This window comes from Methylobacterium terrae (assembly GCF_003173755.1).
GTDB classification, from domain to species: domain Bacteria; phylum Pseudomonadota; class Alphaproteobacteria; order Rhizobiales; family Beijerinckiaceae; genus Methylobacterium; species Methylobacterium terrae.
This window is the reverse complement of sequence record NZ_CP029553.1, coordinates 171,417-195,292: the sequence shown is the minus strand read 5'-3', so window position 1 is coordinate 195,292 and position 23,876 is coordinate 171,417. Positions and strand designations below refer to the sequence as shown.

Annotated in this window: 25 protein-coding genes; 12 read left to right on the top strand and 13 right to left on the bottom strand. The window is 70.3% G+C overall.

The features are described from left to right. Positions 1-29: 29 nt before the first annotated feature. The 6 genes from DK419_RS00855 to coxB all read right to left on the bottom strand — a co-directional run bounded on the left by DK419_RS00855 (position 30) and on the right by coxB (position 5,638). Complete coding sequence (locus DK419_RS00855; RefSeq protein ID WP_109957430.1) at positions 30-890, bottom strand: cytochrome c oxidase subunit 3; 861 nt, start codon at positions 888-890, stop codon at positions 30-32. A 194-nt stretch (positions 891-1,084) separates the two neighbouring features. Then, positions 1,085-1,678: a cytochrome c oxidase assembly protein gene (locus tag DK419_RS00850; protein ID WP_109957429.1), complete on the bottom strand. Its 594-nt coding sequence runs from the start codon at positions 1,676-1,678 to the stop codon at positions 1,085-1,087. A gap of 22 nt (positions 1,679-1,700) precedes the next feature. Then, positions 1,701-1,856, bottom strand: a complete 156-nt coding sequence (locus tag DK419_RS28985; RefSeq protein WP_167450816.1) for a hypothetical protein — start codon at positions 1,854-1,856, stop codon at positions 1,701-1,703. Between the two features lie 26 nt (positions 1,857-1,882). Beyond that, on the bottom strand, positions 1,883-2,833 hold the full coding sequence (locus tag DK419_RS00845) for a heme o synthase (RefSeq protein WP_109957428.1): 951 nt from the start codon (positions 2,831-2,833) through the stop codon (positions 1,883-1,885). Positions 2,834-3,033: 200 nt separating this feature from the next. Then, positions 3,034-4,662 carry a cytochrome c oxidase subunit I gene (ctaD, locus tag DK419_RS00840; protein ID WP_109957427.1) on the bottom strand — a complete coding sequence of 543 codons (1,629 nt, stop codon included), beginning with the start codon at positions 4,660-4,662 and terminating at the stop codon, positions 3,034-3,036. 94 nt (positions 4,663-4,756) lie between these two features. Then, positions 4,757-5,638, bottom strand: coding sequence for a cytochrome c oxidase subunit II (gene coxB, locus DK419_RS00835; RefSeq protein WP_208642320.1), 882 nt, complete (start codon positions 5,636-5,638; stop codon positions 4,757-4,759). A 312-nt stretch (positions 5,639-5,950) separates the two neighbouring features. On the opposite strand from coxB, the gene DK419_RS00830 reads away from it, so the two are divergent. The 6 genes from DK419_RS00830 to DK419_RS00805 all read left to right on the top strand — a co-directional run bounded on the left by DK419_RS00830 (position 5,951) and on the right by DK419_RS00805 (position 13,076). Further along, positions 5,951-6,859, top strand: coding sequence for a LysR family transcriptional regulator (locus DK419_RS00830; RefSeq protein ID WP_109957425.1), 909 nt, complete (start codon positions 5,951-5,953; stop codon positions 6,857-6,859). A gap of 176 nt (positions 6,860-7,035) precedes the next feature. Beyond that, positions 7,036-7,533 (top strand): formate dehydrogenase subunit gamma, encoded by a 498-nt coding sequence (locus tag DK419_RS00825; protein ID WP_109957424.1) that lies wholly within the window; start codon positions 7,036-7,038, stop codon positions 7,531-7,533. Continuing rightward, positions 7,530-9,092, top strand: coding sequence for a formate dehydrogenase beta subunit (locus DK419_RS00820; protein ID WP_109957423.1), 1,563 nt, complete (start codon positions 7,530-7,532; stop codon positions 9,090-9,092). The genes DK419_RS00825 and DK419_RS00820 overlap by 4 nt, the downstream gene beginning before the upstream one ends. A gap of 12 nt (positions 9,093-9,104) precedes the next feature. Further along, positions 9,105-11,966, top strand: a complete 2,862-nt coding sequence (fdhF, locus tag DK419_RS00815) for a formate dehydrogenase subunit alpha (protein WP_109957422.1) — start codon at positions 9,105-9,107, stop codon at positions 11,964-11,966. Then, the gene (fdhD, locus tag DK419_RS00810) at positions 11,953-12,774 is read left to right on the top strand and encodes a formate dehydrogenase accessory sulfurtransferase FdhD (protein ID WP_245442778.1); all 822 of its coding nucleotides are present in this window, start codon (positions 11,953-11,955) and stop codon (positions 12,772-12,774) included. Before fdhF ends, fdhD begins: the two co-directional genes overlap by 14 nt. 11 nt (positions 12,775-12,785) lie before the next feature. Further along, on the top strand, positions 12,786-13,076 hold the full coding sequence (locus tag DK419_RS00805) for a formate dehydrogenase subunit delta (RefSeq protein WP_109957420.1): 291 nt from the start codon (positions 12,786-12,788) through the stop codon (positions 13,074-13,076). Positions 13,077-13,425: 349 nt separating this feature from the next. On the opposite strand, the gene DK419_RS00800 is transcribed toward DK419_RS00805, so the two are convergent. Beyond that, on the bottom strand, positions 13,426-15,174 hold the full coding sequence (locus DK419_RS00800) for an ATP-binding response regulator (RefSeq protein WP_109957419.1): 1,749 nt from the start codon (positions 15,172-15,174) through the stop codon (positions 13,426-13,428). A 310-nt stretch (positions 15,175-15,484) separates the two neighbouring features. Between DK419_RS00800 and DK419_RS00795 the strand changes: the two genes are divergently transcribed. From DK419_RS00795 to DK419_RS00780, 4 genes are all read left to right on the top strand, one after another. After that, entirely contained in the window at positions 15,485-15,712 is a 228-nt protein-coding gene (locus tag DK419_RS00795; protein WP_109957418.1) for a hypothetical protein, read from the top strand. A 232-nt stretch (positions 15,713-15,944) separates the two neighbouring features. After that, a complete protein-coding gene (locus DK419_RS00790) occupies positions 15,945-16,670 on the top strand; it encodes a response regulator (protein WP_109957417.1) in 726 nt (241 codons plus the stop codon). A 153-nt stretch (positions 16,671-16,823) separates the two neighbouring features. Next, complete coding sequence (gene cysE / locus DK419_RS00785) at positions 16,824-17,663, top strand: serine O-acetyltransferase (protein ID WP_109957416.1); 840 nt, start codon at positions 16,824-16,826, stop codon at positions 17,661-17,663. Between the two features lie 231 nt (positions 17,664-17,894). Then, positions 17,895-18,092 carry a DUF3126 family protein gene (locus DK419_RS00780; protein WP_210344710.1) on the top strand — a complete coding sequence of 66 codons (198 nt, stop codon included), beginning with the start codon at positions 17,895-17,897 and terminating at the stop codon, positions 18,090-18,092. 39 nt (positions 18,093-18,131) lie between these two features. Here DK419_RS00780 and DK419_RS00775 read toward each other — a convergent pair whose 3' ends face one another. After that, on the bottom strand, positions 18,132-18,848 hold the full coding sequence (locus DK419_RS00775) for a hypothetical protein (protein ID WP_245442777.1): 717 nt from the start codon (positions 18,846-18,848) through the stop codon (positions 18,132-18,134). A 253-nt stretch (positions 18,849-19,101) separates the two neighbouring features. On the opposite strand from DK419_RS00775, the gene DK419_RS00770 reads away from it, so the two are divergent. After that, complete coding sequence (locus DK419_RS00770; protein WP_109957415.1) at positions 19,102-19,431, top strand: DUF6949 family protein; 330 nt, start codon at positions 19,102-19,104, stop codon at positions 19,429-19,431. Between the two features lie 189 nt (positions 19,432-19,620). Here DK419_RS00770 and DK419_RS00765 read toward each other — a convergent pair whose 3' ends face one another. The 4 genes from DK419_RS00765 to DK419_RS00750 all read right to left on the bottom strand — a co-directional run bounded on the left by DK419_RS00765 (position 19,621) and on the right by DK419_RS00750 (position 22,554). Continuing rightward, positions 19,621-20,313, bottom strand: a complete 693-nt coding sequence (locus DK419_RS00765) for a transglutaminase-like cysteine peptidase (RefSeq protein ID WP_109957414.1) — start codon at positions 20,311-20,313, stop codon at positions 19,621-19,623. 148 nt (positions 20,314-20,461) lie between these two features. Continuing rightward, positions 20,462-21,112 carry a transglutaminase-like cysteine peptidase gene (locus DK419_RS00760; protein ID WP_109962036.1) on the bottom strand — a complete coding sequence of 217 codons (651 nt, stop codon included), beginning with the start codon at positions 21,110-21,112 and terminating at the stop codon, positions 20,462-20,464. Between the two features lie 176 nt (positions 21,113-21,288). After that, a complete protein-coding gene (gene gpt / locus DK419_RS00755) occupies positions 21,289-21,795 on the bottom strand; it encodes a xanthine phosphoribosyltransferase (protein ID WP_109957413.1) in 507 nt (168 codons plus the stop codon). A gap of 6 nt (positions 21,796-21,801) precedes the next feature. Next, positions 21,802-22,554: a competence/damage-inducible protein A gene (locus DK419_RS00750; protein WP_109957412.1), complete on the bottom strand. Its 753-nt coding sequence runs from the start codon at positions 22,552-22,554 to the stop codon at positions 21,802-21,804. A gap of 130 nt (positions 22,555-22,684) precedes the next feature. Between DK419_RS00750 and sfsA the strand changes: the two genes are divergently transcribed. Then, entirely contained in the window at positions 22,685-23,392 is a 708-nt protein-coding gene (gene sfsA / locus DK419_RS00745; RefSeq protein WP_109957411.1) for a DNA/RNA nuclease SfsA, read from the top strand. A 4-nt stretch (positions 23,393-23,396) separates the two neighbouring features. Here the strand turns inward: sfsA and DK419_RS00740 are convergent, their stop codons facing one another. Beyond that, a complete protein-coding gene (locus tag DK419_RS00740) occupies positions 23,397-23,771 on the bottom strand; it encodes a hypothetical protein (protein WP_109957410.1) in 375 nt (124 codons plus the stop codon). Between the last annotated feature and the right edge of the window lie 105 nt (positions 23,772-23,876).

The window sequence follows — 23,876 nt, the reverse complement described above, 5'->3', positions numbered from 1 at the left end:
CATGCTCCCGACGCTGCCGGGTCGGTGGGTCAGTGCGCGGCGGCGTGGCCGACGCCCGAGCCCCAGACGTAGATCGCGGCGAAGAGGAACAGCCACACCACGTCGACGAAGTGCCAGTACCAGGCCGCGAACTCGAAGCCGAGGTGCTGGCGCGGGGTGAACTGGCCGAGATAGGCCCGGTACAGGCAGATCGCGAGGAAGATCGTGCCGATGATGACGTGGGCGCCGTGGAAGCCGGTCGCCATGAAGAAGGTCGCCGAGTAGATGCTGCCCGAGAAGCCGAAATGGGCGTGGCCGTACTCGTAGGCCTGGACGAAGGAGAACAGCACGCCGAGGGCGATGGTCAGCCAGAGGCCGTACTTCATGCCCTTGCGGTCGTTGTTCAGGAGCGCGTGGTGCGCCCAGGTGATCGTGGTGCCCGAGGTGAGCAGGATCAGGGTGTTGAGCAGCGGCAGGTGCCAGGGGTCGAACGCCTCGACGCCCTTCGGCGGCCACAGGCCCCCGGTGAACTCGACCCGCGACGCCTGGATCGGGTCGGAGGTGTAGAGCGCCGCCTCGAAATAGGCCCAGAACCACGCGACGAAGAACATCACCTCGGAGGCGATGAACATGATCATGCCGTAGCGGTGCGAGAGCTGCACCACCCGGGTATGGTCGCCGGTATTCGCCTCGTGCGCGACGTCCCGCCACCAGCTCAGCATGGTGTAGAGCACGCCGATCACGCCGGCGAAGAAGACGTAGGGCCCGAGCGCCATGTTGGCGATCGTCAGGCTCTTCATCCACAGGACGGCGCCCGACGTCATCACGAAGCCGCTCATCGAGCCGACGAGCGGCCACGGGCTCGGATTGACGAGGTGGTAGTCGTGGTGCTTCCCGTGCGCCTCGGCCATCGTGTCGGGTCTCCTGCCTGGTCTTCTGACCGGTCGCGCCCCGCGCCGGCCGTGGATCTCGTTATGCGCCGGTCACTCGCTGCGTGAGCGTCCCGGCGTCGTCCGCCGTCAGCGTCTCACGGTGACGCTTTAATGCCGCCCCGGCGCGGTTGTCACCTCGTCAAATGGCCCATCCCGTCGATCGCCCCATCTCGTCAATTCGCCCTGGTCCCCGCCGGCGTCGCGAGGGCGGCCTGCGGCTGGCCGTTCTTCGACGCGAAGTAGGTGTAGGACAGGGTCATCTCGGAGAGGTCGCGGGTGTTCGGGTCGGCCTTGATGCCGGGCTCGAGGTAGAACACCACCGGGAAGTCCATGGTCTCGCCGGGCTGCAGCGTCTGCTCGTTGAAGCAGAAGCACTGCACCTTGACGAAGTAGCCGCCGGTCAGCCCCGGCTGCAGGTTGAACGTCGCGATGCCGGTGCTCGGCGTCGTGCCGGTGTTGGTGACCCGGAAGAACACCGTCTTGGTGGCGCCGAGCTGCGCCTCCACCTGGGGGGTCTCCGCCACGAAGCGCCAGGGAAGGCCCGGCGCGACGTTGGTGTCGAAATGCACCACCATCGCGTCCTGGCTGACGGCGCCGGAGGCCGCCGCGCCGCGCAGCGGCGTGCCGTCGTAGCCGGTCGCCTTGCAGAACAGGTCGTAGAGCGGCACGAAGGCGAAGGCGAGCGCCGTCATGCCGACCACGATGCCGAGGCAGGCGAGCGCCGTATTGCGGGCCTTCTTCTGCATCTCTGCGCGGGACATGGTCATGACAGGTTCGCCTCGCGGATCGTCACAGCGGCCGGTTGAGGACCTGGGGGCCGAGCTTGGCGATCGTCAGCACGTAGAAGATCAGGACCAGGGCGGCGAGCACCATCGCGATGGCCAATGAGCGCTTGCGCCGGCGCTGGATCTCTTCGGGGGTCAGTTGCTGGGGCACCGTACTCATCACCGGATCGACCATGGATCGCCGTCTCAGCCGAGGACCGGCCGGAACAGCCCGAGCCCCTGCTCCGCCAGGAGGGCGGAGAAGAGCAGGAACAGGTAGAGGATCGAGAAGCCGAACAGGCTCATCGCCGCCTTGTTGGCCGCCTCGCCCTCGCGCCGGCGCAGCACCTGCACGCTCAAGCCGATCATGGCGAGGCCACCGATCAGGCCGACGAGGCCGTAGATCAGGCCGCCGAAGCCGAGGAAGACCGGGGCGAGGCCGAGGGGGGCCAGCAGCACCGAGTAGGCGAGGATCTGGCGGCGGGTGGAGTCCGGCCCGGCGGTGTTCGGCATCATCGGGATGCCGGCGCGGGCGTACTCGCCGGCCTTGACGAGCGCCAGCGCCCAGAAATGCGGCGGCGTCCAGATGAAGATGATCAGGAACAGGACCGTGCCCTCGATCCCGATCGAGCCGGTGACCACCGCCTGGCCGATCATCGGCGGCAGGGCGCCGGCGGCGCCCCCGATCACGATGTTCTGCGCCGTCGAGCGCTTCAGCCACATCGAGTAGATCACGGCGTAGAACACGATGGTGAAGGCGAGCAAGCCCGCCGACAGCCAGTTCGCCGCGAGGCCCAGCACCAGCACCGAGCCGACCGAGAGCGTCAGCCCGAAGGACAGGGCCTCGTTCGGCCGGATCCGCCCGGCCGGGATCGGCCGCGTCCGGGTGCGGGTCATCACCGCGTCGACGTCCGCGTCCCACCACATGTTGAGGCAGCCCGAGGCGCCGGCCCCGACCGCGATCATCAGGAGCGAGATCGCCCCGATCACCGGGTTCACGTGCGACGGCGTGACCGTCATGCCGACGAGCGCGGTGAAGATCACCAGCGCCATCACCCGGGGCTTCAGGAGCGCGAAGTAGTCCGCGACCTCGCCGCCGGAGGTGTTCGCCTCGACGAAGGGACGGTCGGAGATCGCGCTGTTCGACAGGGTGGTCATGCTGGGTGTCGCGGCCATCGTGGGAGGGTTTCGCGTGCGAGGGGTGTCGCGCTCCTCGCCGGAGCGCCCGCGGGCGCTCGGGGGAAGAGCGAGGACCGCCCGCCGGGCGATCCTCCGTGGAGACGTGCTCCGCATTCCGGGGCGCGTCTGCTCCTTATGTTGGTCCGCCGCGGGATTTCGCGGCGGACCGTATCCCGGTGTCAGTGGGCGTGGGACGGCTCGTCCACGATCACCGGCAGGGTCTCGTACTGGTGGAAGGGCGGGGGCGAGGACAGGGTCCACTCGAGGGTGGTGGCACCCTCGCCCCACGGGTTGTCCGCGGCCCGCTCCTTGGAGCGGAAGGCGAGGACGACGCCGATCACGAACACCACCATGCCGAGCGCGAAGATGTGACCGCCTATGGTCGCCACCCAGTGCCAGCCCGCGAAGGCCTCCGGATAGTCGGCATAGCGACGCGGCATGCCGGCGAGGCCCAGGAAGTGCATCGGGAAGAACAGCACGTTGGCGCCGATGAAGGCGAGCCAGAAGTGCAGCTTGCCGGCCCATTCCGGGATGATGCGGCCGGTCATCTTCGGGAACCAGTAGTAGACGCCGGCGAAGATGATGAACACCGCGCCGAGCGACAGCACGTAGTGGAAGTGCGCGACGACGTAGTAGGTGTCGTGCAGGTAGCGGTCGACGGCGGCGTTGGCCAGGATCACGCCGGTGACGCCGCCGACGGTGAACAGGAACACGAAGCCGACGGCCCAGTGCATGGCGGCGGTGAAGCGGATCGAGCCGCCCCACATCGTGGCGATCCAGGAGAAGATCTTCACGCCGGTGGGGACCGCGATCACCATGGTGGCGAACACGAAGTAGGACTGCGTCTGGAGCGTGAGGCCGACCGTGTACATGTGGTGGGCCCACACCACGAAGCCGACGACGCCGATCGCCACCATCGCGTAGGCCATCGCCAGGTAGCCGAAGACGGGCTTCCTCGAGAAGGTCGAGATGATGTGCGAGACGATGCCGAAGGCCGGCAGGATCATGATGTAGACTTCGGGGTGGCCGAAGAACCAGAACAGGTGCTGGTACAGGATCGGGTCGCCGCCGCCGGCCGGGTCGAAGAACGTCGTGCCGAAGTTGCGGTCGGTCAGCAGCATGGTGATCGCGCCGGCGAGAACGGGCAGCGACAGCAGCAGCAGGAACGCGGTCACCAGCATCGACCAGGCGAACAGCGGCATCTTGTGCAGGGTCATGCCCGGCGCGCGCATGTTCAGGATGGTGGTGATGAAGTTGATGGCGCCGAGGATCGAGCCCGCGCCCGACAGGTGCAGGGCGAAGATCGCGAAGTCGACGGCCGGGCCGGGATGGCCGGCGGTCGAGAGCGGCGGGTACACGGTCCAGCCGGTGCCGGCGCCGACCGCGCCCGGGGCGCCCTCGACGAACAGCGAGCAGACGAGGCTCATGAAGCCCGCGACCGTCAGCCAGAACGAGATGTTGTTCATGCGCGGGAACGCCATGTCCGGCGCGCCGATCATCAGCGGCACGAACCAGTTGCCGAACCCGCCGATGAGGGCCGGCATCACCATGAAGAACACCATGATGAGGCCGTGCCCGGTGACGAACACGTTGTAGGTCTGCGGGTTGGAGAAGTACTGCAGGCCGGGGGCCTCCATCTCCATCCGGATGCCGAAGGACAGGAACGCGCCGACGATGCCCGCCGAGAAGGCGAACAGCAGGTAGAGCGTGCCGATGTCCTTGTGGTTGGTCGAGTTGAACCAGCGCGTGAAGAACGGTGGGGTGTGGTCGTGGGCGTGGTCGTGCCCTGCCGCAACGGCTTGAGCCATGGGGTCAGCCTCTTCGAGGAATGTCTCGGTCGGTCTGTCGAAACGGGCGGGGCGCGCCGTCGGCGACGCCCCGCATCATGAAATCGGTGATCGCCTACCGGGCGTCGGCGAACTTGGGCCCGCCGTCGGTGCGGGCGAACTTGGTCTTGGCCTCGGCGGTCCAGGCCTGGAAGGCCTGCTCGCTCACCACCTTCACGGTGATCGGCATGTAGGCGTGGCGCTGGCCGCACAGCTCGGAGCACTGGCCGTGATAGACGCCCTCGCGCTCGGCCTTGAACCAGAACTGGTTGAGGCGGCCCGGGATCGCGTCGATCTTGAAGCCGAAGGACGGCATCGCCCAGGAATGCATCACGTCGGCGGCGGTGACCTGGATCTTCACGATTTTGTTCACCGGCACCACCACCTCGTTGTCGGTGGCGAGGAGCTTCGGCTGGCCGGACTTCACCTGGTCCTCGCCCTCGAGCAGGTTGGCGTCGAACTTGAAGCCGCCGACGGCCTCCGGGTACTCGTAGGACCAGTACCAGGCGTGGCCGATGACCTTGACCATCAGGTCGGCCTTCGGATCGGAGAGCTGGGTGCGCAGCACGCGGAACGACGGGATCGCGATCGCCACCAAGATCAGCACCGGGACGATCGTCCAGGCGACCTCCAGCATCGTGTTGTGCGTCGTGCGCGACGGCGTCGGGTTCTTCGTCTCGTTGAACTTGACGATCACCGCGATCAGCAGGGCGAGCACGAACAGGACGACGACCAGCATGATCCAGTTCAGGAGGTGGTGGAAATTGTAGATTTCCGTCGCCACCTCGGTGACCGGCTTCTGCAGGTCCATCTGCCACGGCACCGGCTGGCCCACGCCCGCCGCGTTCGCGCCCGTCGCGACGATGGCGGAGCCGAGGATCCCGGTCGCAGCCAGCGCCGCGGCGCGTCCCCAGAAGCCCCGGCCCGTCGGCCGTCCTTGCGCCCTCGCCATCCCCATGGTGCCCTCGATGCTCCCCAACAGGCTGTCTGCCGGCAACGGCTGCCCGCGCGGCGGGAGCGCCGTCCTGTCCCGGCCGTCGGTTGCCGGCCCGCCGCCCTGCGGCCGTAAAGCCGGCCGAGACCCGGTCGGCGTCTCTCACCACAATGGCGCCGCAAGCGCAACGGCGTTGGCGTCGCATCGGCGTTCCGAATTCGCCTGTGGGCACTGGACATTCGTCGTGAGGCTCGAATGATTCCGTACAAGCGCGCTCCATCCCGCGGCGCTCCTGTGGACGGCCGGACGGGCCCGTGACCCCTCGATGACCCTTCGATGATCGAGCGCCTCGAATTCATCCTGGCTCTGGCCCGCGAGCAGCATTTCGGCCGCGCCGCCCAGGCCTGCGGGGTGTCGCAGCAGACCCTCTCGGCCGGCGTCAAGCAGCTCGAGGAGCGCCTGGGTGTGCTTCTCGTGCAACGCGGCTCGCGCTTCCAGGGCTTCACCCCGGAGGGCGAGCGGGTCCTCGACTGGGCGCGGCGCATCGTCGGCGACGCGCGCGCCATGCGCCAGGAGGTGGCGGCCCTGCGCCGCGGCCTCTCGGGCACGCTGCGGATGGCCGCGGTGCCGACCGCGACCCCGATGGTGGCGGCGCTCACCACGCCGTTCCGAGCCCGCCACCCGGCGGTGCGCTTCTCGGTGCAGTCCGCGACCTCGCACGAGATCATCCGGCAGATCGCCAACCTCGAGCTCGATGCCGGGCTGACCTACATCGAGGACGAGCCGCTCGGCCGCGTCACCGCCTTGCCGCTGTACCGGGAGCATTACCGCCTGCTCACCGCCGCGGACGGGATCTATGGCGGGCGCGAGAGCGTGACCTGGGCCGAGGTCGGGCGGATCCCGCTCTGCCTGCTCACCCCGGCGATGCAGAACCGGCGCATCATCGATCGGCACCTGCGCGCCGCCGGCGCCGAGCCGGCGCCTCTCCTCGAGTCGAACTCGATGATCGTGCTCGTCACCCACGTTCGCACCGCCAAGTGGGCGAGCATCATGCCGGCGGCGCTCGCCGAGACCTTCCGCCTCACCGAGCGGGTGCGGGCGGTGCCGATCACCGATCCGAACGTCAGCCACACGATCGGCCTCGTCGTGCCCGAGCGCGACCCGATGACCCCGCTGGTCGCCGCCTTCCTGTCCGAGGCGCGGGCGATCGCGCCGGAGCTGGCGGCGGAGGTGGCGGCGCTCTGAGAGCGTCGAACGCTCCCCGACTTTCGTCGCATATCCCGAGCTTGTTCGGCCTATTTCCCGCAAACGCGTTTGTTTTGACAAAAATTCCTTGTCGTACCACCGAACCGCGCGATTGATCCGACGGCCCGGACCGGAGAGGCTGCAGCCTAGAACGATAACGATCTGGGCTGGAAAACATGCCGAGCCACGAACTTGGCCGAGGTGCGGGCCGGGAGCCCTGGGATTCCGGGCGCGCGGCGGGGATCATCGCCGAGCACGCCCGGCGCGAGGGCGCGACCCTGCCGATCCTGCACGCGCTCCAGGAGACCTTCGGCTACGTCGACGGAGAGGCGGTGCCGCTGATCGCCGACGCGCTGAACCTGTCGCGGGCCGAGGTTCACGGCTGCATCACCTTCTACCACGACTTCCGAAGCGAGCCGGCCGGCCGCCACACGGTGAAGCTGTGCCGGGCCGAGGCCTGCCAGGCGGTCGGCGCCGACGCGCTGCACGAGGACGTCCTGCGCCGCTACGACGTCGCCTGGCACGGCACCACGCGCGACGGGCAGGTGACGGTGGAGCCGGTCTTCTGCCTCGGCCTCTGCGCCTGCGCCCCGGCCGCCCTCGTCGACGGCGAGCCGGTCGGCCGCCTCGACCTCGACGCCCTGGCGGATGCCCTGACGGAGCGCGCGGCGTGAGCATCACCTTTTACCTGCCGAAGGATGCCGCGAGCCTCGCTCTCGGGGCCGACCGGGTCGCCAGGGCGCTGACGCGGGCTGCCGCGGCGCGAGGCCTCGACGTGACCCTGGTGCGCACCGGCTCGCGCGGCATGCTGTGGCTGGAGCCGCTGCTCGAGGTCGCGACGCCCGAAGGCCGCATCGCCTACGGGCCGGTACGGCCGGGCGACGTCGAATCGCTGCTCGATGCCGGGTTGGCGGAGGGTGGGGCGCACGCTCTCCGTATCGGCCGGCCCGAGGAGCATCCCTACCTCGCGCGCCAGCAGCGCCTGACCTTCGGCCGTTGCGGCATCATCGATCCGGCCTCGGTCGAGGAATACCGGGCGCATGGCGGCTATCGCGGCCTCGAGGCCGCGCTGGCGGCCGGGCCCGCCGGCACCGTCGAGGCGGTGAAGGCGTCGGGGCTTCGCGGCCGCGGCGGTGCCGGCTTCCCGACCGGCATCAAGTGGAACACGGTGATGCTGGCCGAGAGCCCGCAGAAATACGTGGTCTGCAACGCCGACGAGGGCGATTCCGGCACCTTCGCCGACCGCATGCTGATGGAGGGCGATCCCCTCACGCTGATCGAGGGCATGACGATCGCCGCGGTCGCCGTCGGGGCCACCCGCGGCTACATCTATTGCCGCTCCGAGTACCCGCACGCCTTCGCGGCGCTCGAGACCGCGATTCGTGCCGCCGAGCGGGCGGGCTTCCTCGGCGCGAACGTGCTGGGCTCCGGAAAGGCCTTCCACCTCGAGGTGCGTTTAGGCGCCGGCGCCTATATCTGCGGCGAGGAGACCTCGCTGCTCGAGAGCCTGGAGGGCAAGCGCGGCATCGTGCGGGCGAAGCCCCCGATCCCGGCGCTCAAGGGCCTGTTCGGCCAGCCGACGCTCGTCAACAACGTGCTGTCCTTCGCTGCAATCCCGTGGATCCTGGAGCACGGGGGTGAGGCCTACGCCGCCTACGGTATGGGCCGCTCCCTCGGCACCCTGCCGATCCAGCTCGCCGGCAACGTCGCGCGCGGCGGCCTGATCGAGACCGCCTTCGGGTTGACGCTCCGCGAGGTGATCGAGGATTTCGGCGGCGGCACCGCCTCGGGGAGGCCGTTGCGGGCGGTGCAGGTCGGCGGGCCGCTCGGGGCCTACTTCCCCGACACGCTCCTCGACACGCCGCTCGACTACGAGGCCTTCGCGGCGAAGAAGGGCCTGCTCGGCCACGGCGGCATCGTCGTATTCGACGACACCGTCGACCTCGCGCGCCAGGCCCGCTTCGCCTTCGAGTTCTGCGCGACCGAGTCGTGCGGCAAGTGCACGCCCTGCCGCATCGGCGCGGTGCGGGGGATGGAGACGATCGACAAGGTGATCGCCGGCGAGTCGCCCCGCGAGAACCTCGCCCTCGTCACCGACCTCTGCGAGGTCATGACCGACGGCTCGCTCTGCGCCATGGGCGGGCTGACGCCCGTGCCGGTGATGAGCGCGCTCACCCATTTCCCGGAAGATTTCTCCGGCCGCGGCGCCAAGCTGCCGCTGGCGGCGGAGTGAGGACTTGAAGCCATGGCCCTCATCAAGGAAATCGACTACGGCACCCCGATCCGCGTCTCCGACCAGAGCGTGACGCTGACGATCGACGGCCGATCCGTGACCGTGCCCGCCGGCACCTCGGTGATGGCGGCGGCGATGCATGCCGGCCCCCAGATCCCGAAGCTCTGCGCCACCGATTCGCTCGAGCCGTTCGGCTCCTGCCGCCTCTGCCTCGTCGAGATCGACGGGCGGCGCGGCACGCCGGCCTCCTGCACGACGCCCGCCGAGAACGGCATGGTGGTGCACACCCAGTCGGACAAGCTCGCGCGCCTGCGCAAGGGCGTGATGGAGCTCTACATCTCCGACCACCCGCTCGACTGCCTGACCTGCTCGGCCAACGGCGATTGCGAGTTGCAGACCCAGGCCGGCACGGTGGGCCTGCGCGAGGTGCGCTACGGCTACGACGGCGCCAACCACGTCTCGAAGAATTCCGAGCTCTACCTCCCGAAGGACGAGTCGAACCCGTACTTCGCCTACGACCCGTCGAAGTGCATCGTCTGCAACCGCTGCGTCCGGGCCTGCGAGGAGGTGCAGGGCACCTTCGCGCTGACCATCGCCGGCCGCGGCTTCGATTCGCGGGTGGCGGCAGGTCCCACCGACTTCTTCAACTCCGAGTGCGTTTCCTGCGGCGCCTGCGTGCAGGCCTGCCCGACGGCGACGCTCCAGGAGAAGTCCGTGATCGCCATGGGCCAGCCGGAGCATTCCAAGGTCACGACCTGCGCCTATTGCGGCGTCGGCTGCGCCTTCAAGGCCGAGATGCAGGGCGACCGGATCGTCCGCATGGTGCCCTACAAGGACGGCAAGGCCAACGAAGGCCATTCCTGCGTCAAGGGCCGCTTCGCCTACGGCTACGCCACCCACCAGGACCGCATCACCAAGCCGATGGTGCGCGACAAGATCACCGATCCCTGGCGGGAGGTGTCCTGGGAGGAGGCGATCCAGCACGCGGCCTCCGCCTTCAAGCGCATCCAGGCCCAGTACGGGCGTGATTCGATCGGCGGCATCACCTCGTCGCGCTGCACCAACGAGGAGGCCTACCTCGTCCAGAAGCTGGTCCGCGCCGGCTTCGGCAACAACAACGTCGATACCTGCGCCCGGGTCTGCCACTCGCCGACCGGCTACGGCCTGATGTCGACGCTCGGCACCTCGGCCGGCACCCAGGACTTCAAGTCGGTCGAGGAATCCGACGTGATCCTGGTGATCGGCGCCAACCCGACCGACGGCCACCCGGTCTTCGGCTCGCGGATGAAGAAGCGCCTGCGCCAGGGCGCCAAGCTGATCGTGATCGACCCGCGCCGGATCGACCTCGTCAAGTCGCCCCACATCAAGGCGAGCCACCACCTGCCGGTCAAGCCCGGCGCCAACGTAGCGATCGTCAACGCGCTCGCCCACGTCGTCGTGACCGAGGGCCTGATCGACGAAGCCTACGTTCGGGCCCGCTGCGACCTGAAGGACTTCGAGATCTGGGCCCGCTTCATCGCCGACGAGCGCCACGCGCCCGAGACGGTGCAGGAGCTGACCGGCTGCGACCCGGCCGAGGTCCGGGCGGCCGCCCGGCTCTACGCCAAGGGCGGGGCCGCGGGGATCTACTACGGCCTCGGCGTGACCGAGCACAGCCAGGGCTCGACCATGGTGATGGGCATGGCGAACCTCGCCATGGCCACCGGCAATATCGGCAAGCCGGGCGCCGGCGTGAACCCGCTGCGGGGCCAGAACAACGTCCAGGGCTCCTGCGACATGGGCTCGTTCCCGCACGAGCTGACCGGGTACCGCCACGTCTCGGACGACGCGACCCGCGAGACCTTCGAGGCCCTGTGGGGCGCGCAGCTCTCGCCCGATCCGGGCCTGCGCATCACCAACATGCTCGACGAGGCCGTCGCCGGCACCTTCAAGGGACTCTACATCCAGGGCGAGGATATCGCCCAGTCCGATCCCGACACGCACCACGTCACCGCCGGCTTGCGTGCGATGGAGTGCATCGTCATCCAGGACCTGTTCCTGAACGAGACCGCGAAATACGCCCACGTCTTCCTGCCGGGCGCCTCGTTCCTGGAGAAGGACGGCACCTTCACCAACGCCGAGCGGCGGATCAGCCGTGTGCGCCAGGTCATGGCGCCGATGGGCGGCTACGGCGACTGGGAGGGCACGATGCTGCTCTCCAACGCGCTCGGCTACCCGATGCACTACACGCATCCGTCCGAGATCATGGACGAGATCGCGGCGCTCACTCCGAGCTTCGCCGGCGTCTCCTACGCCAAGCTCGAGGAACTCGGCTCGATCCAGTGGCCGTGCAACGACAAGGCGCCGCAGGGCACGCCGATGATGCATGTCGACCGCTTCGTGCGGGGCCTCGGCCGGTTCATGCTCACCGAGTTCGTGCCGTCCGACGAGCGCACGACCCGCAAGTTCCCGCTGGTCCTCACCACCGGCCGGATCCTGTCGCAGTACAATGTCGGGGCGCAGACGCGGCGCACCCACAACTCGCTGTGGCATCCCGAGGACGTGCTGGAGATCCACCCCTTCGACGCCGAGAGCCGCGGCATCGTCGACGGCGACCTCATCAGCCTGGAGAGCCGGTCGGGCGACATCGCGCTCAAGGCCCGGGTCACCGAGCGGATGCAGCCGGGCGTGGTCTACACCACCTTCCACCACGCCAAGACCGGCGCCAACGTCATCACCACCGACTACTCGGACTGGGCGACGAACTGCCCCGAGTACAAGGTGACGGCGGTGCAGGTTCGGCGTACCAACCGGCCCTCCGATTGGCAGGCCCGGTTCTATGAGGAAGACATCTCCCTCACCCGCATCATTCAGACCCTCGATGCCGCAGAATAGCGGCGTCGCGACGAGCGTCTCCGTCGCGACCCGCGTCGTCGCCTACGGGCGCGGCGAGGGGCGGGACGGGACTCGTCCGCTCGCCGTCGAGACCCCGGTGAACGTGATCTACGGCGACGTGCCCTACGCCGTCATGATGACGACGCCGGCCGACCTCGAGGATTTCGCCTACGGGTTTAGCCTGACCGAAGGGGTCGTGGCGAGCGCCGACGAGATCCGCGGTGCCGTGGTCGAGGCCGGGGAGGGGGGCTTGCGCCTCGTCGTCGACCTCGCCCCGGGGCGCCTGCGCGAGCACCTCGCCCGCAAGCGGGCTTTGTCGGGCCGCACCGGCTGCGGGGTCTGCGGCATCGACGACCTGAAGGACATCCCGCGCGCCGAGCGGCGCTCGGCGCGAGGAGTCACGGTCTCCCTGTCGGCGGTCGAGCGGGCGGTGAGGGCCCTCGACGACCTCCAGGTGCTCGGCCGCGAGACCCGCGCGGTCCACGCCGCCGCCTGGGCCGACCGCGACGGCCACGTCGTCGCGGTGCGCGAGGATGTCGGGCGCCACAACGCCCTCGACAAGCTGATCGGCGCGCTCCTGCGCGCCGGCGCCCGGCCCGAGGACGGCTTCCTCGTCATCACCAGTCGCTGCTCGTTCGAGATGGTCGAGAAGGCGGCGAGCTTCGGCGCCGCCATCCTGGTGGCGATCTCGGCTCCGACCTCGCTCGCCGTCGAGCGCGCCGCGCTCCACGGCCTGACGCTCGCGGCGATCGCCCGCCACGACACCGTCACCCTGTTCACCGCGCCCGAGCGCCTGACCGTTCCGTGAGTGTTTCGCACATGAGCGCCGTCGATCCCAACGAGAAGCTCGTCCGCATGGCGAACCAGATCGCCGCGTTCTTCCGCTCCTACCCGCAGGACGAGGCGGTGGCGGGCATCCACAAGCACATCGTGGCGTTCTGGACCCCGCGGATGCGCGACCAGCTCGTCGCCCATTGCGGCGAGGCGGATCACGGCCTCGACCCGCTGGCGCTCACCGCCCTCAAGATCACCCCGAAGGCGAAGAGCCCGATCCGGGACGCGGTGACGGACCCGCACGAGCAGGGGCTCGGGGCGAGCGACGCGGGGTGAGGCGGCGCCGCGTCGGCTACGGCTTGCCGATGCGCCTGACCCTTGGTCATCCGACGTCGTGATCGAGCGAAAGAGCGCCAGGGCGTCACGGCCCCGCGCCCGGCAGGCGGCCGGGCGTCTCCGGGCGAGAACCCCGCCGGTCACGAACCCAGGAGGCGACGACGGGGTGGTTTCGGCCACGCTTTCGCGTTTTGATGGTCTATGAACGAGTGCGGAGGACCAGCGTGACACTGATCCTCCGCGTACAGCTCGGGTAGTCGGAGCGTCAAAGGGGGCGGGGTTAGCAGCCCCCGTCCCCCTCCAGAGCTGTGCTTGTATGGCTCCCTGACCGACAGGCAACTCGGCGCGCTCACAGCACCTCGGTGGCGATGTTCGGCAGCCGGATCGCGAAGGTCGAGCCCGCCTCGCCCGCGTGGGACTCGGCGGTGGCCCGCCCGCCGTGCAGCTCGGCGATGCGCTTGACGATCGACAGCCCCAGGCCCGTCGAGCCCTCGCCGGCGGTGGGCTTGGCCGAGAGGCGCTGGAAGCGGCCGAACAGGCGGGCATTGTCCTCCGGCGACAGGCCGGGCCCGTGGTCGCGCACGGCGTAGATCGTATCGACCGCCTCGCGCGCCACCGTGACGACGATCTCGGCGCCGACAGGCGAGTACTTGATGGCGTTCGAGATCAGGTTGTCCATCGCCTCGCGCAGGCGCTCGGCGTCGCCGCAGAGATAGAGGCTGTCGGGGATCTGCGAGCGCAGGGTCTGGCTCTTGGTCTCGGCGAGCGGCGCGTTGGCCTGCGACACCTCCCGGGCGAGGGCGGCGAAATCGACCGGCTCGCGCCGGAGCGCGATGTCGAGGGCGTCGTTCATCGCATCGGCGATCAGGGTCTCGATCATGCCGGTGAGGCGGCGCGCCGTCTCGCGGATGTGGCCGATCTGGGCGTGCATCGCCTCGGTCGGCTGCGGCCGCGCCTCGATCATGTCGCCCAGCATCTCGGCCCGGCCGAGGATGACGGCGAGCGGGTTCTTCAGGTCGTGGGCGACCGTGCCGAGGATCTCGGTCTTGAGCTGGTTGGCGCGCCGCAGGTCCGAGCGCTGCATCGCGAGCCGGCGATTGGCCCGCATCAGCTCGGCGGTGCGCTCCACCACCCGCTGCTCCAGGCCGATATTGGCCCGTTGCAGGCGCTCGTAGAGGATCACGTTGTCGAAGGCGACCGACAGCCGGGAGGTGAACAGCGCGATCAGGGCGCAGTCGGTCTCCGACAGCGAGCGGTCCGCCTTCAGGAGGGCGACGATCTCGCTGCCGCTGGCGGTGTGGACGTAGAGCGTCGACCACCGGTCGCCGAAGGTGTGGCGCCGCTCGGCGAAGGCGCGGGCGACGATCTCCCGCACGTCGTCGTCGAGGGGCCTCGCCCCGTCCCCGCCGACGAGGTGCTGGTAGCAGCCCGAGCCCGCGAGCACGCTGACCGCGTCCTGCGGCCCGGTCTGCTCGCGCAGGACCAGGATGCCCTCGCAGGCGACGTTGAGCAGCGAGCCGACCTGGGTCAGCACGCCCTCGGCCAGCCGCTGCATCGACTTGTAGTCGAGCAGCATCGGGGCGGCGTCGACGATGATCTCGAGCCCGCGCCGGGTCTCCTCCAGGCGCTTGAGCTGCTGATAGGCGCGGAGTGCCGCGGTCAGGCTGGTGAACAGCTTGTCGGCGGTGAGCTCGGTCTTCGCCTTGTAGTCGTTGATGTCGTAGTCGACGATGACCCGCCGCTCCGGCGCCTGGCCGGGCTGGCCGGTGCGCAGGATGATGCGCACGGTCTCGTCCTTCAGCTCGCGCCGGATGAAGTCGACGAGCCGCAAGCCCGCGTCGTCGGTCTCCATCACCACGTCGAGCAGGATCACGGCGACGCCGCGGCGGGCCGACAGCAGGGACCTGGCCTCCGCCGCCGAATAGGCCGAGACGAGCTCGAGCCCGGCGCCGTCGAGGCTGTAGCCCGACAGGGCGAAGCGGGTACCCTCGTGCACCGCGGGATCGTCGTCGACCACCATCACCAGCCATGAGGCGGCGGGCAGGGTCTCGCCGGATTCGTCGTCCGGCAGCAGGAGCAGGATGTCGTCGTCGTTCATCGACCGTCCGTGACGCCGGCGGCGCGGACTTGTCCGCAAGGCGTGAGACCTCCATCCTGGCGGCTCGGCGGCATGACGACAAGGTGGCGACGGACGACGGGCCCCGCTTCCTTCGAATCCCCCGGTCGCGACCGATCGACGGAGCGGCCGCGTCTTGAGACGGCACCCGCGACGATTTCGGCGCGCGCGGTCGAGGAGACGTCGCGTCTGGTGCGCGAGAGCACATCGCCGTCGCCACGGATCGGGATGCAATGCTCGAGTAACAGAACCCGCCTACAAGCGCCGCGCTTGCAGTGAACGGAGGCACGCCATGCTTCACGTGGTCCCGGGACAAGTCGGTGCCAGCGCCACTCCCCTGTCGGAGGACGCACCCTGGCGGCGCGACCTCGATGCCCTGAACGCCCTTCTCCAGGATTCGCGTCCGCGCGGCCCGAACCTGGCCCAGATCGCCGCCCTGATCGAGGCCGAGGCGCCGGGCGCGCTCTCGGCCGCCTCCCGTGCCCGGATCGCCGCGCGCCTCGCCGGCATCCTCGCCTGACGCTGCATTCCGGTGCGTTCGCCAGCGGAGGGTCTTCTTGAGGACGAGAGTCTTGCTTGAGGACAAGAGTCTTGCAGCGCCCACGACTCCTCCTGCGGCACGTGGACGGACGGCGTCCGGCGCGGCATTGTCGGGCTCCGGCGCCCCGGGCTTTCGGGGCCGCTCCGGCACGGGGATGCGGGATGAGGACGAGGCGCGGATCGGGGCGGGCGTCCCGCCTGCGGGCGGCACGATGACGGGACCGGCGCCGCACGTCGTCGTGGTCGACGACGAGGCCGATGCCCGTGCCATGGTGGGCGACTACCTCCGGATGCACGGCTTCGAGGTCAGCCTGTGCGACGGCGGCCGCGCCCTGCGCCAGAGGCTCGCCGAGGTCGCCCCGGACCTGATCGTCCTCGACCTCAACATGCCGGAGGAGGACGGGCTCTCGATCGTGCGCGATCTCAAGGGCCGCTCGACGATTCCGATCATCATGCTGACCGCGACGGCGAGCCCGATCGACCGGGTGGTCGGCCTCGAACTCGGCGCCGACGACTACCTGCCCAAGCCCTGCGAGCTGCGCGAGCTCGTGGCCCGGATCCGCTCGGTGCTGCGCCGGGCGGCGCAGACGCGCGCCGCGCTCCCCGAACCCGCGACGGCCCCCGGCACCGGCGTGCGCTTCGGCCGGATGATCGTCGACACCGAGACGCTGCGCCTGCGCGACGAGGCCGGGACCGAGCAGATCCTGACCCGCTCGGAATACGCCCTGCTCAAGGCCTTCCTCGACAACCCGAAGCGGGTGCTGACCCGCGAGCGGCTGCTCGACCTGGCGGATGCCCGCGACCCCGAGGCGTTCGACCGGGCGATCGACGTGCGGATCAACCGCATCCGCAAGAAGGTCGAGCCCGATCCGGGCAACCCGCGCTTCATCAAGACGGTGCGCGGCATGGGCTACGTGTTTCGCCCGGACGGGGATTGACGGCAGCCCTGACCCGCGCCGCGGGGGCTTGATGAACCGGGTGCGCCGCTCCACGCTATGACCGGGGACGATGCGGTCACGCGTGACGGCGTTCCCATCCAGGACCGGCGGGAGGAGAGTTTCCGCGCTTCGTCCCTGCCGAGGAGAAGGCCGTTGTCGTTCAGCCCCGCGCCCACGAATCCCGGCGCCGACCCGGTCGCCGGCACCGTCGATCCGGTCTGGCGGCGGCTGCGCCAGGAGGCCGAGGCCGTGATGCGCGACGAGCCGCGCCTGGCCTCGTTCCTCTTCGCGAGCGTCCTCAACCACGCCACCCTCGAATCGGCGGTGGCGCACCGGGTCGCCTCGCGGCTCGGCCACCCGGCACTCACCGCCGACCTGATCGCCCAGAGCTTCGGCGAGGCGGTGGCGGACGATCCCGGCATCGGCCAGGCCTTCCGGGCCGATATCGGCGCGGTCATCGACCGCGATCCGGCCGCCGGCCGGGCGATCGAGCCGGTGCTCTACTTCAAGGGCTTCCACGCCATCCAGGCGCATCGCCTCGGCCACTGGCTGTGGACGCGCGGCCGGCGCGACCTCGCGCTCTACCTCCAGAGCCGGTCCTCCGAGGTGTTCCAGACCGACATCCACCCGGCGGCGCGGATCGGCCGCGGCATCTTCCTCGACCACGCCACCGGCCTCGTCGTCGGCTCGACGGCGGTGATCGAGGACGAGGTCTCGATGCTGCACGACGTCACCCTCGGCGGCACCGGCAAGCACGGCGGCGACCGCCATCCGAAGATCCGCCAGGGCGTGATGATCGGCGCCGGCGCCAAGATCCTCGGCAACATCGAGGTCGGGGCCCGCGCCCGGGTCGCCGCCGGTTCGGTGGTGCTCCAGGCCGTGCCGCCCTGCACCACGGTGGTGGGCGTGCCGGCCCGGGTCGTCGGCTCGGCCGGCTGCTCCGACCCGGCCCGCGCGATGGACCAGTTCATCCACCTGATGGACGGCATCTGAAAGCCGCCTTGCCCGCCCGGCCCCGCCGTGGCAAGGCGGGGATCCATCGCCCCGAGAGACCCCGTGGGCCGTTCCGGTTGGTCGTCCCCGTGGCCCGGCCGGCGGGGAGGGGCGTCGTCGCATCCCGTGCCCGCAGGCCGGGATCCTCGTTGAAGGCGGCATGATCCCGCGCCCGCTCGGGGTGCGGGGGATCCGCAAGCGCGTGAAGAGGTCAGCGTGAACAAGACCGAGATGACGAAGGTGGAAGGCTACCTTCGCCGCACTTTCGCGAACCACAACATCCGCCTCGTCGCCCGTCCCAAGAAGACGGACTCGGCCGAGGTCTATATCGGCGAGGAATTCGTCGGCGTGCTGTCGGTCGACGACGAGGACGGCGACCGCTCGTTCAACTTCTCGATGGCGATCCTCGACACCGACCTGGACGAGTAGTCCGGGACACGTCGTCCCGAACGAGAGGGGCCCCGCCCGTCATGGATCGGGGCCGAACACCCGCTCCAGCCCGGCGAGGCCGGCACTCCAGGCCGGCAGCCGCTCGGCCGAGAAGCGCAGGCGCAGGGCGAGGCTGCCGACCCGGATCTCGCTCAGGCAGGCGGCGTCCGGCTCGGGCGCGCGCCCGGTGGTGCAGCGCGCCGCGAACCGGCTGCCCTCGCCTTCCGCCAGGTAGAGATCCTCGCCCTCGAACGGCGTGCCGGCCCGGAAGCGCCGGCGCATCAGGCCCCCGGCCGTCGGCTGCGCCTCGGCGGTGAGGAAGCGGGCGTAGCGCCGCGCCGGGCTCAGCGGCGCCTCGGTCTCGGGCGCCCGGGTCGCGGTCACCCGCATCAGGCCGGGCAGGACGGTGCCGGTCAACTCGGTCCAGGGAATCGCCAGGTCGATCCGCTCGTGTGCCGCCTCGGCGGCGCCGGGCCGCACGAGCCAGGCGGCCGGCAAGACCAGCGGCCGGGGCGTCAGGGCGCTCACCACCACGGGGCTCGCGGGCGCGGGGGGGCGGGCGAGCCAGGCCGCCACGATTCCCGTGAGGCCGAGCGAGCCGGCGAGCCCGAGCGCGGCCGCGAGCATCAGGCGCCGGTCGGCCGAGACCGGCCGGCTCAGGCCGGCCTGCCCGCCAAAAGGCGGCCGGCCGACCCGCGACGCGCGAAACTCATCCCGTTCCAGTCGCGCCGCAGCGGCGCTCAGTGCAGGCCCCATGGCGCCCGCCTCCGATTCGTTCGATCGATGCCCGCGGAGGAGCATTGTCCCGAACGTTCGGCTTCGACCGTTAACGGCTCCTTACCGGAACGTGGGTGCGCGGCGGATTTCTGTGGCGCGGGCGCGCCATGCGGCGGCAAATCCCGCAATGGGATCGATCGCAAAGACCTGTGGATAACGAAAAATTAACCATAACCCGAAATCGCGTCCGGCGCAGGGTGGGACGAACGCGCCGACCGGAGTTTTACCTCCCATGAACCTCTCGCCCTCCGCCATCGAGAACCTGCAGACCCTGGTGCTCGGCCTCGCCTTCGCCGGCCTGCTGGCGAGCGCCTTCGAGTGGGCGACGGCGCGGCGGGCGAGCTTCGGGCTCCTGTCGAGCGGTGGCCTCGTGGCCGTGGCCTCGCTGCCGCTGCTCGCCTTCGGGGCGCCGTTCATCATCCTGCGCAACACCCTGCGCGGCCGGCGCATCGAGGGGCGGCCGATCCCGTTCGTGATGCTGGCGACGATGCTGGCCTGCGGCTGGAGCCTGGTCTCGGGCCGCGTCGTGCTCGACCTGGCCCACCTGGTCTCGGGCGCCTGACGGCTGTCTGGTTCGCCCCGTCGTTTCAAGCACGCAGCGTCGTGCCTGGGCCGCCCCGCGGAGCCGGAAATGACGCGGGTTCCGTGTGAACGCCGTGGAAGGATGACGGCCAGCTCTGGGGGGGGCGGCGAGCGGGGGCAGTGCTCACCGTCAGGCTCGCTCGAACCCCCTTCGAGGGCCGCGCCGCCGTCAGCGATTCGCCGTGGTGACCGGCGAGGCGACGCCGTTCAGCGCCACCCAGGCGAGGCCGTCCTGGCCCTCGCGCTTCACGTAGGTGTAGCCGGTGCGCTGCCAGGGCAGGATGGCGTTGGTCTTGTTGTCGAGGATGTAGTCGCCGCGGTCGGTGCGGACCATCAGGACCGCGTGGCCCTCGCCGATCTCGTCGATCACCACGGTCATGCGCAGGGCCCGGCGGGCGAGGCCGCGCTCGACCAGCATGCGGCGCTTGAGGAGCTGGTAATCCTCGCAATCGCCCTGGCCGTCGTCCGGAAAGTCCCAGCGGTCGACCACGCCCCAATGGTCCTGGTCGATCATCGGGCGGATGCGGCCGTTGACGCGCCGGTTCACCGCGGTCAGCGTGCGCCAGAGGGCCGGCGTCATGGTGAGCGCCGTCGGCTCCTTGGTGTCGACCGCGCATTCCGCCGGGTAGCGGTTGCAGAAGTCGGTCCAGGCGCTCACGGGCTTGGCCGCACCGCCGCGCTCGATCGCCACGCTGGCATCGGGCAGGGCCGCGAGGGTCTGGGTCTGTCCCTGCGTCGTGGCGCCGCCGATCAGCAGCAGCGTCCCGAGAAGCCCCAGCTGCGCCACCCGGGCGCCGCGCATCAGCAGGCCCTGGCGATCGAGGTGGATCGCGCGGCCAAGGCCGTCCATCACTGCCCGCATTGCCCCATCGACTCGTTGAGCTTGGTTCTTGCATCCAAGCTGCCACGGGGCAGGGCGGGGCTCAACCGAAAAATTTAAACCCTGATAAACGCCCCTGCCGCACTTTGGTTCCAATTCGAGACGCAGAATTTTCGCCTGATTCGGCGTCTCAGCGGTTGGCGGTGACGGTCGGGGCGGTGGCGCCGCCGAGCGAGACCCAGGCGGTGGCGTCCTGCGATTCGCGCTTGATGAAGGTGTAGCCGGTCCTGTGCCAGGGCAGCACGGCGCTGGTCTTGTTGTCGAGGACCAGATCGCCGCGGTCGGTGCGCAGCATCAGCACGGCGTGGCCCTCGCCCTTCTCGTCGATCACCACCGTCATCCGCATCGCGCGCCGCGGCAGGCCGGCCTGGGCCAGCAGCTTGCGCTTGAGCAGCTGGAAGTCCTCGCAATCGCCCGAGCCGTCCTCGGCGAGGTCCCAGCGGTCCGGCACGCCCCAATGCTCCATGTCGGTCACGGCGCGCAAGCTGGTGTTGACCTGGCGGTTGACGCCGGTGACCGTCTGCCACAGCCGCGGGGTGAGCGTCACCTGGGCCGGCTCGCTCGGATCGACCGCGCATTCGGAGGCGTAGCGGGCGCAGAACTCGACCCAGCCGACGATCGGCCGGGCGTGGCCGAGGTCGGGGGCGCCGGCGCTCGGCATCGGCAGGGCCGCGAGCGTCTGGGCCGTCGCCTCGCCGGTCTGGGCCGAGACCAGGGCCGCCGCGATCATCGCCGCACCGGCCAGAACCCGCTTCACCTGCCGCCCGAAACCCGTGGTCATCTGCGCCATCCCCTTCGTTACGAAGGAGAATGGCCGCCGACCTGCTGGCCGGCGCTGAAATGGATCCGCGCAATTTTATCGATTCGGGGGCCGAGGGCCCGGGCCCGCGAACAGACCCAAGACCTCGCTCAACTGGTACGGCGAAAGCCCCGGATCGCGTTAGCGGGCCGTTCAACTTAACCGGACGTTCCGGGCTGGATCGGCGCCTGGTAGGACAGGCCCATGTCCCACGGGAAGTAGATCCAGGTGTCCTGGCTCACCTCCGTGACGAAGGTGTCGATCAGCGGCCGGCCGGCGGGCTTGGCGTAGACGGTCGCGAAGTGGGCGTTCGGCAGCATGGCGCGGACCACCTGGGCGGTCTTGCCGGTATCGGTCAGGTCGTCGAGGACCAGGACGCCGCGGCCGCTGCCGTCGCCGATGGCGCGGACGCTCGGGGCCACGTCCTTGAGTACCTGGAGGGCGCCCTGCTCCTGGTAGTCGTGGTAGCTCGCCACGCACACCGTCTCGACGAGCCGGATGCCGAGTTCGCGCGCCACGATCGCCGCCGGCACCAGGCCGCCGCGGGTGATGCAGACGATGGCCTCGAACGGGCCGGCGCCGGCGAGGCGCCAGGCGAGCGCCCGGGCGTCGCGGTGGAATTGGTCCCAGGAAACCGGGAAGGCCTTGTCGCTCGGAGCAGCCATCGTGCGTCAGTTCCGCTCTGCCTGGAGGCGCGCCAGGAGCGCCTCGATCTCGGTGCGCGCCGCGGCCAGCGCCTGGGGCTCGCGGCCGCGCACCACGATCTGGTTGCGAAAGCCCGCCGGCGTCATCGACGGGTAGGAGCCGATCGAGACGCCCGGATGCGCCTTGGCGATGAGGGCGAGCCCCTCCGCGTAGCCGCCCTCCGGCAGGTTGCCGGCCTCGATCGTCTCGGCGGTCACGCGCGCGCCGGTCTTCAGCCGCGGCGCGACCGAATCGAGCATCGCCTGCATGATGGAGGGCACGCCGGCCATCACGATCACGTTCCCGATCATGAAGCCGGGCGCCTTCGAGATCGGGTTCTCGACGAGATCCGCGCCGAACGGGATCCGGGCCATCCGCAGGCGCGCCTCGTTGAGGTCCTCCGGCTTGATGCGCTCGAGCAGCATCGCGCGGGCGCGGGGATCGACGTCGATGCCGACGCCGAGGGCCTGCGCCACGCAATCGGCCGTGATGTCGTCGTGGGTCGGGCCGATCCCGCCGGTGGTGAACAGGTAGGTGTAGCGCTGCCGCAGGGCGTTCACCGCACCGACGATCTCCTCGGCCACGTCCGGCACCACCCGCACCTCGCGCAGGTCGATGCCCGAATTGGTCAGGTACTCGGCGATGTAGCCGATGTTCTTGTCCTTGGTGCGTCCGGACAAGATCTCGTCGCCGATGACCAGGATGGCGGCCGTGACCGGGGCGGGGCTGGCATCAGGCATCGGGGATCCTCGTGAACGAAGCGACACGGTTGACGCCCGCCTTATCCCGGCGCCCGACCCGGCTCAAGCGTGACACCCCGGGATCGTCGGGGTAAGCGCCCGGAATGCCCACCGACAACGTCTCCCGCCGATGCGCTTCCCCGGCCCGCTGACCGAGGGGCGGCTGGTGCGCCGCTACAAGCGCTTCCTCGCCGATGTCGAGCTCTCCGACGGGAGCCTCGTCACCGCGCATTGCGCCAATCCGGGGGCGATGCTGGGCCTCGTCGCGCCCGGCCGGCCGGTGCTGCTCTCCGCCTCGACCAATCCGGCCCGCAAGCTCGCCTGGTCGTGGGAACTCGTCGAGGCCGAGCTGCCGGGCGGGCCGCAATGGGTCGGCATCAACACCGCGCGGCCGAACGCGCTCGTGGCGGAAGCCTTTCGGGAGGGGCGCCTGCCCCCGCTCGCCGGCGCCACGTCGTGGCGGGCGGAGGTCGCCTACGGCCGCGCCAGCCGGGTCGACTTCCTCGCCGGCGACGCCGCCGGCCCGATCCACGTCGAGGTGAAGAACTGCCACCTGATGCGCCGGCCCGGCCTCGCCGAGTTCCCGGACTGCGTCGCCGCCCGCAGCGCCCGCCACATGGACGAACTCGCCGAGGTGGTGCGCCTGGGCGGGCGGGCGATGGTGATCTGGGTGGTGCAGATGCGGGCCGGGCGCTTCACCGTCGCCGGCGACCTCGACCCGGGCTTCGCCGCAGCCTTCCGGCGGGCGCGGGGTGCGGGCGTGGCGGCGCACGCCTTCACCTGCCGGGTCGACGCGACCGAGGTGACGATCGGGACCGAGATCCCGATCGACCTGTGAGCCCTCACCAGCGGCCGGGCCCGGGCTCGTCGTCCCAGTGCCGGTGGCGCGGCGGCCAGGGCGGCGGGCCGCCCCAGCGGGGTCCGTCGCGATAGCCGGCCCGGTCTCCGGGGCCCTCGTCGCAGACCCGGACCCGGCGCACCACCTCGTCGCCGTACGCATCGATGCGGCGCTTGACGAAGACCCGGCAGCCCTCGGGCGCCTGCACGAAGCGGGGCGGGGGAGGCGGCGGCGCCCGCCAGTCGCCGCGGCCCTCGAAGCGGGGCGGCGGCTCCTCGTCGAGATCGGCCGCGGCGACCGGGCCGGCGAGGGCAGCGAGCGCGAGGGCGCCGAGAATCAGGGAGCCTGGGATCAGGGAGCGCGGGAAGCGCGCAGTCATGGCGGGCGGCCTTCGGCTGATGAGGCCCGGGGCGGTCATGGCCCCCGGCACGTCGCCACGATCGCGCGCCGGCCTTGAACCGCGGCTGAAGCCGGCGTTGTGCGG

Excerpts from the sequence above, each read along its gene's own strand:
- DK419_RS00800 (WP_109957419.1), bottom strand. The coding sequence starts at position 15,174 with ATGAACGACGACGACATCCTGCTCCTGCTGCCGGACGACGAATCCGGC.
- DK419_RS00830 (WP_109957425.1), top strand. The coding sequence starts at position 5,951 with ATGATCGAGCGCCTCGAATTCATCCTGGCTCTGGCCCGCGAGCAGCAT.
- DK419_RS00845 (WP_109957428.1), bottom strand. The coding sequence starts at position 2,833 with ATGACCACCCTGTCGAACAGCGCGATCTCCGACCGTCCCTTCGTCGAG.
- DK419_RS00805 (WP_109957420.1), top strand. The coding sequence starts at position 12,786 with ATGAGCGCCGTCGATCCCAACGAGAAGCTCGTCCGCATGGCGAACCAG.
- DK419_RS00795 (WP_109957418.1), top strand. The coding sequence starts at position 15,485 with ATGCTTCACGTGGTCCCGGGACAAGTCGGTGCCAGCGCCACTCCCCTG.
- DK419_RS00750 (WP_109957412.1), bottom strand. The coding sequence starts at position 22,554 with ATGCCTGATGCCAGCCCCGCCCCGGTCACGGCCGCCATCCTGGTCATC.
- ctaD (WP_109957427.1), bottom strand. The coding sequence starts at position 4,662 with ATGGCTCAAGCCGTTGCGGCAGGGCACGACCACGCCCACGACCACACC.
- gpt (WP_109957413.1), bottom strand. The coding sequence starts at position 21,795 with ATGGCTGCTCCGAGCGACAAGGCCTTCCCGGTTTCCTGGGACCAATTC.
- DK419_RS28985 (WP_167450816.1), bottom strand. The coding sequence starts at position 1,856 with ATGAGTACGGTGCCCCAGCAACTGACCCCCGAAGAGATCCAGCGCCGG.
- DK419_RS00825 (WP_109957424.1), top strand. The coding sequence starts at position 7,036 with ATGCCGAGCCACGAACTTGGCCGAGGTGCGGGCCGGGAGCCCTGGGAT.
- fdhD (WP_245442778.1), top strand. The coding sequence starts at position 11,953 with ATGCCGCAGAATAGCGGCGTCGCGACGAGCGTCTCCGTCGCGACCCGC.
- DK419_RS00740 (WP_109957410.1), bottom strand. The coding sequence starts at position 23,771 with ATGACTGCGCGCTTCCCGCGCTCCCTGATCCCAGGCTCCCTGATTCTC.
- DK419_RS00790 (WP_109957417.1), top strand. The coding sequence starts at position 15,945 with ATGACGGGACCGGCGCCGCACGTCGTCGTGGTCGACGACGAGGCCGAT.
- DK419_RS00760 (WP_109962036.1), bottom strand. The coding sequence starts at position 21,112 with ATGACCACGGGTTTCGGGCGGCAGGTGAAGCGGGTTCTGGCCGGTGCG.
- DK419_RS00850 (WP_109957429.1), bottom strand. The coding sequence starts at position 1,678 with ATGACCATGTCCCGCGCAGAGATGCAGAAGAAGGCCCGCAATACGGCG.
- coxB (WP_208642320.1), bottom strand. The coding sequence starts at position 5,638 with ATGGGGATGGCGAGGGCGCAAGGACGGCCGACGGGCCGGGGCTTCTGG.
- DK419_RS00765 (WP_109957414.1), bottom strand. The coding sequence starts at position 20,313 with ATGCGGGCAGTGATGGACGGCCTTGGCCGCGCGATCCACCTCGATCGC.
- sfsA (WP_109957411.1), top strand. The coding sequence starts at position 22,685 with ATGCGCTTCCCCGGCCCGCTGACCGAGGGGCGGCTGGTGCGCCGCTAC.
- DK419_RS00775 (WP_245442777.1), bottom strand. The coding sequence starts at position 18,848 with ATGGGGCCTGCACTGAGCGCCGCTGCGGCGCGACTGGAACGGGATGAG.
- DK419_RS00780 (WP_210344710.1), top strand. The coding sequence starts at position 17,895 with ATGACGAAGGTGGAAGGCTACCTTCGCCGCACTTTCGCGAACCACAAC.
- fdhF (WP_109957422.1), top strand. The coding sequence starts at position 9,105 with ATGGCCCTCATCAAGGAAATCGACTACGGCACCCCGATCCGCGTCTCC.
- DK419_RS00855 (WP_109957430.1), bottom strand. The coding sequence starts at position 890 with ATGGCCGAGGCGCACGGGAAGCACCACGACTACCACCTCGTCAATCCG.
- DK419_RS00770 (WP_109957415.1), top strand. The coding sequence starts at position 19,102 with ATGAACCTCTCGCCCTCCGCCATCGAGAACCTGCAGACCCTGGTGCTC.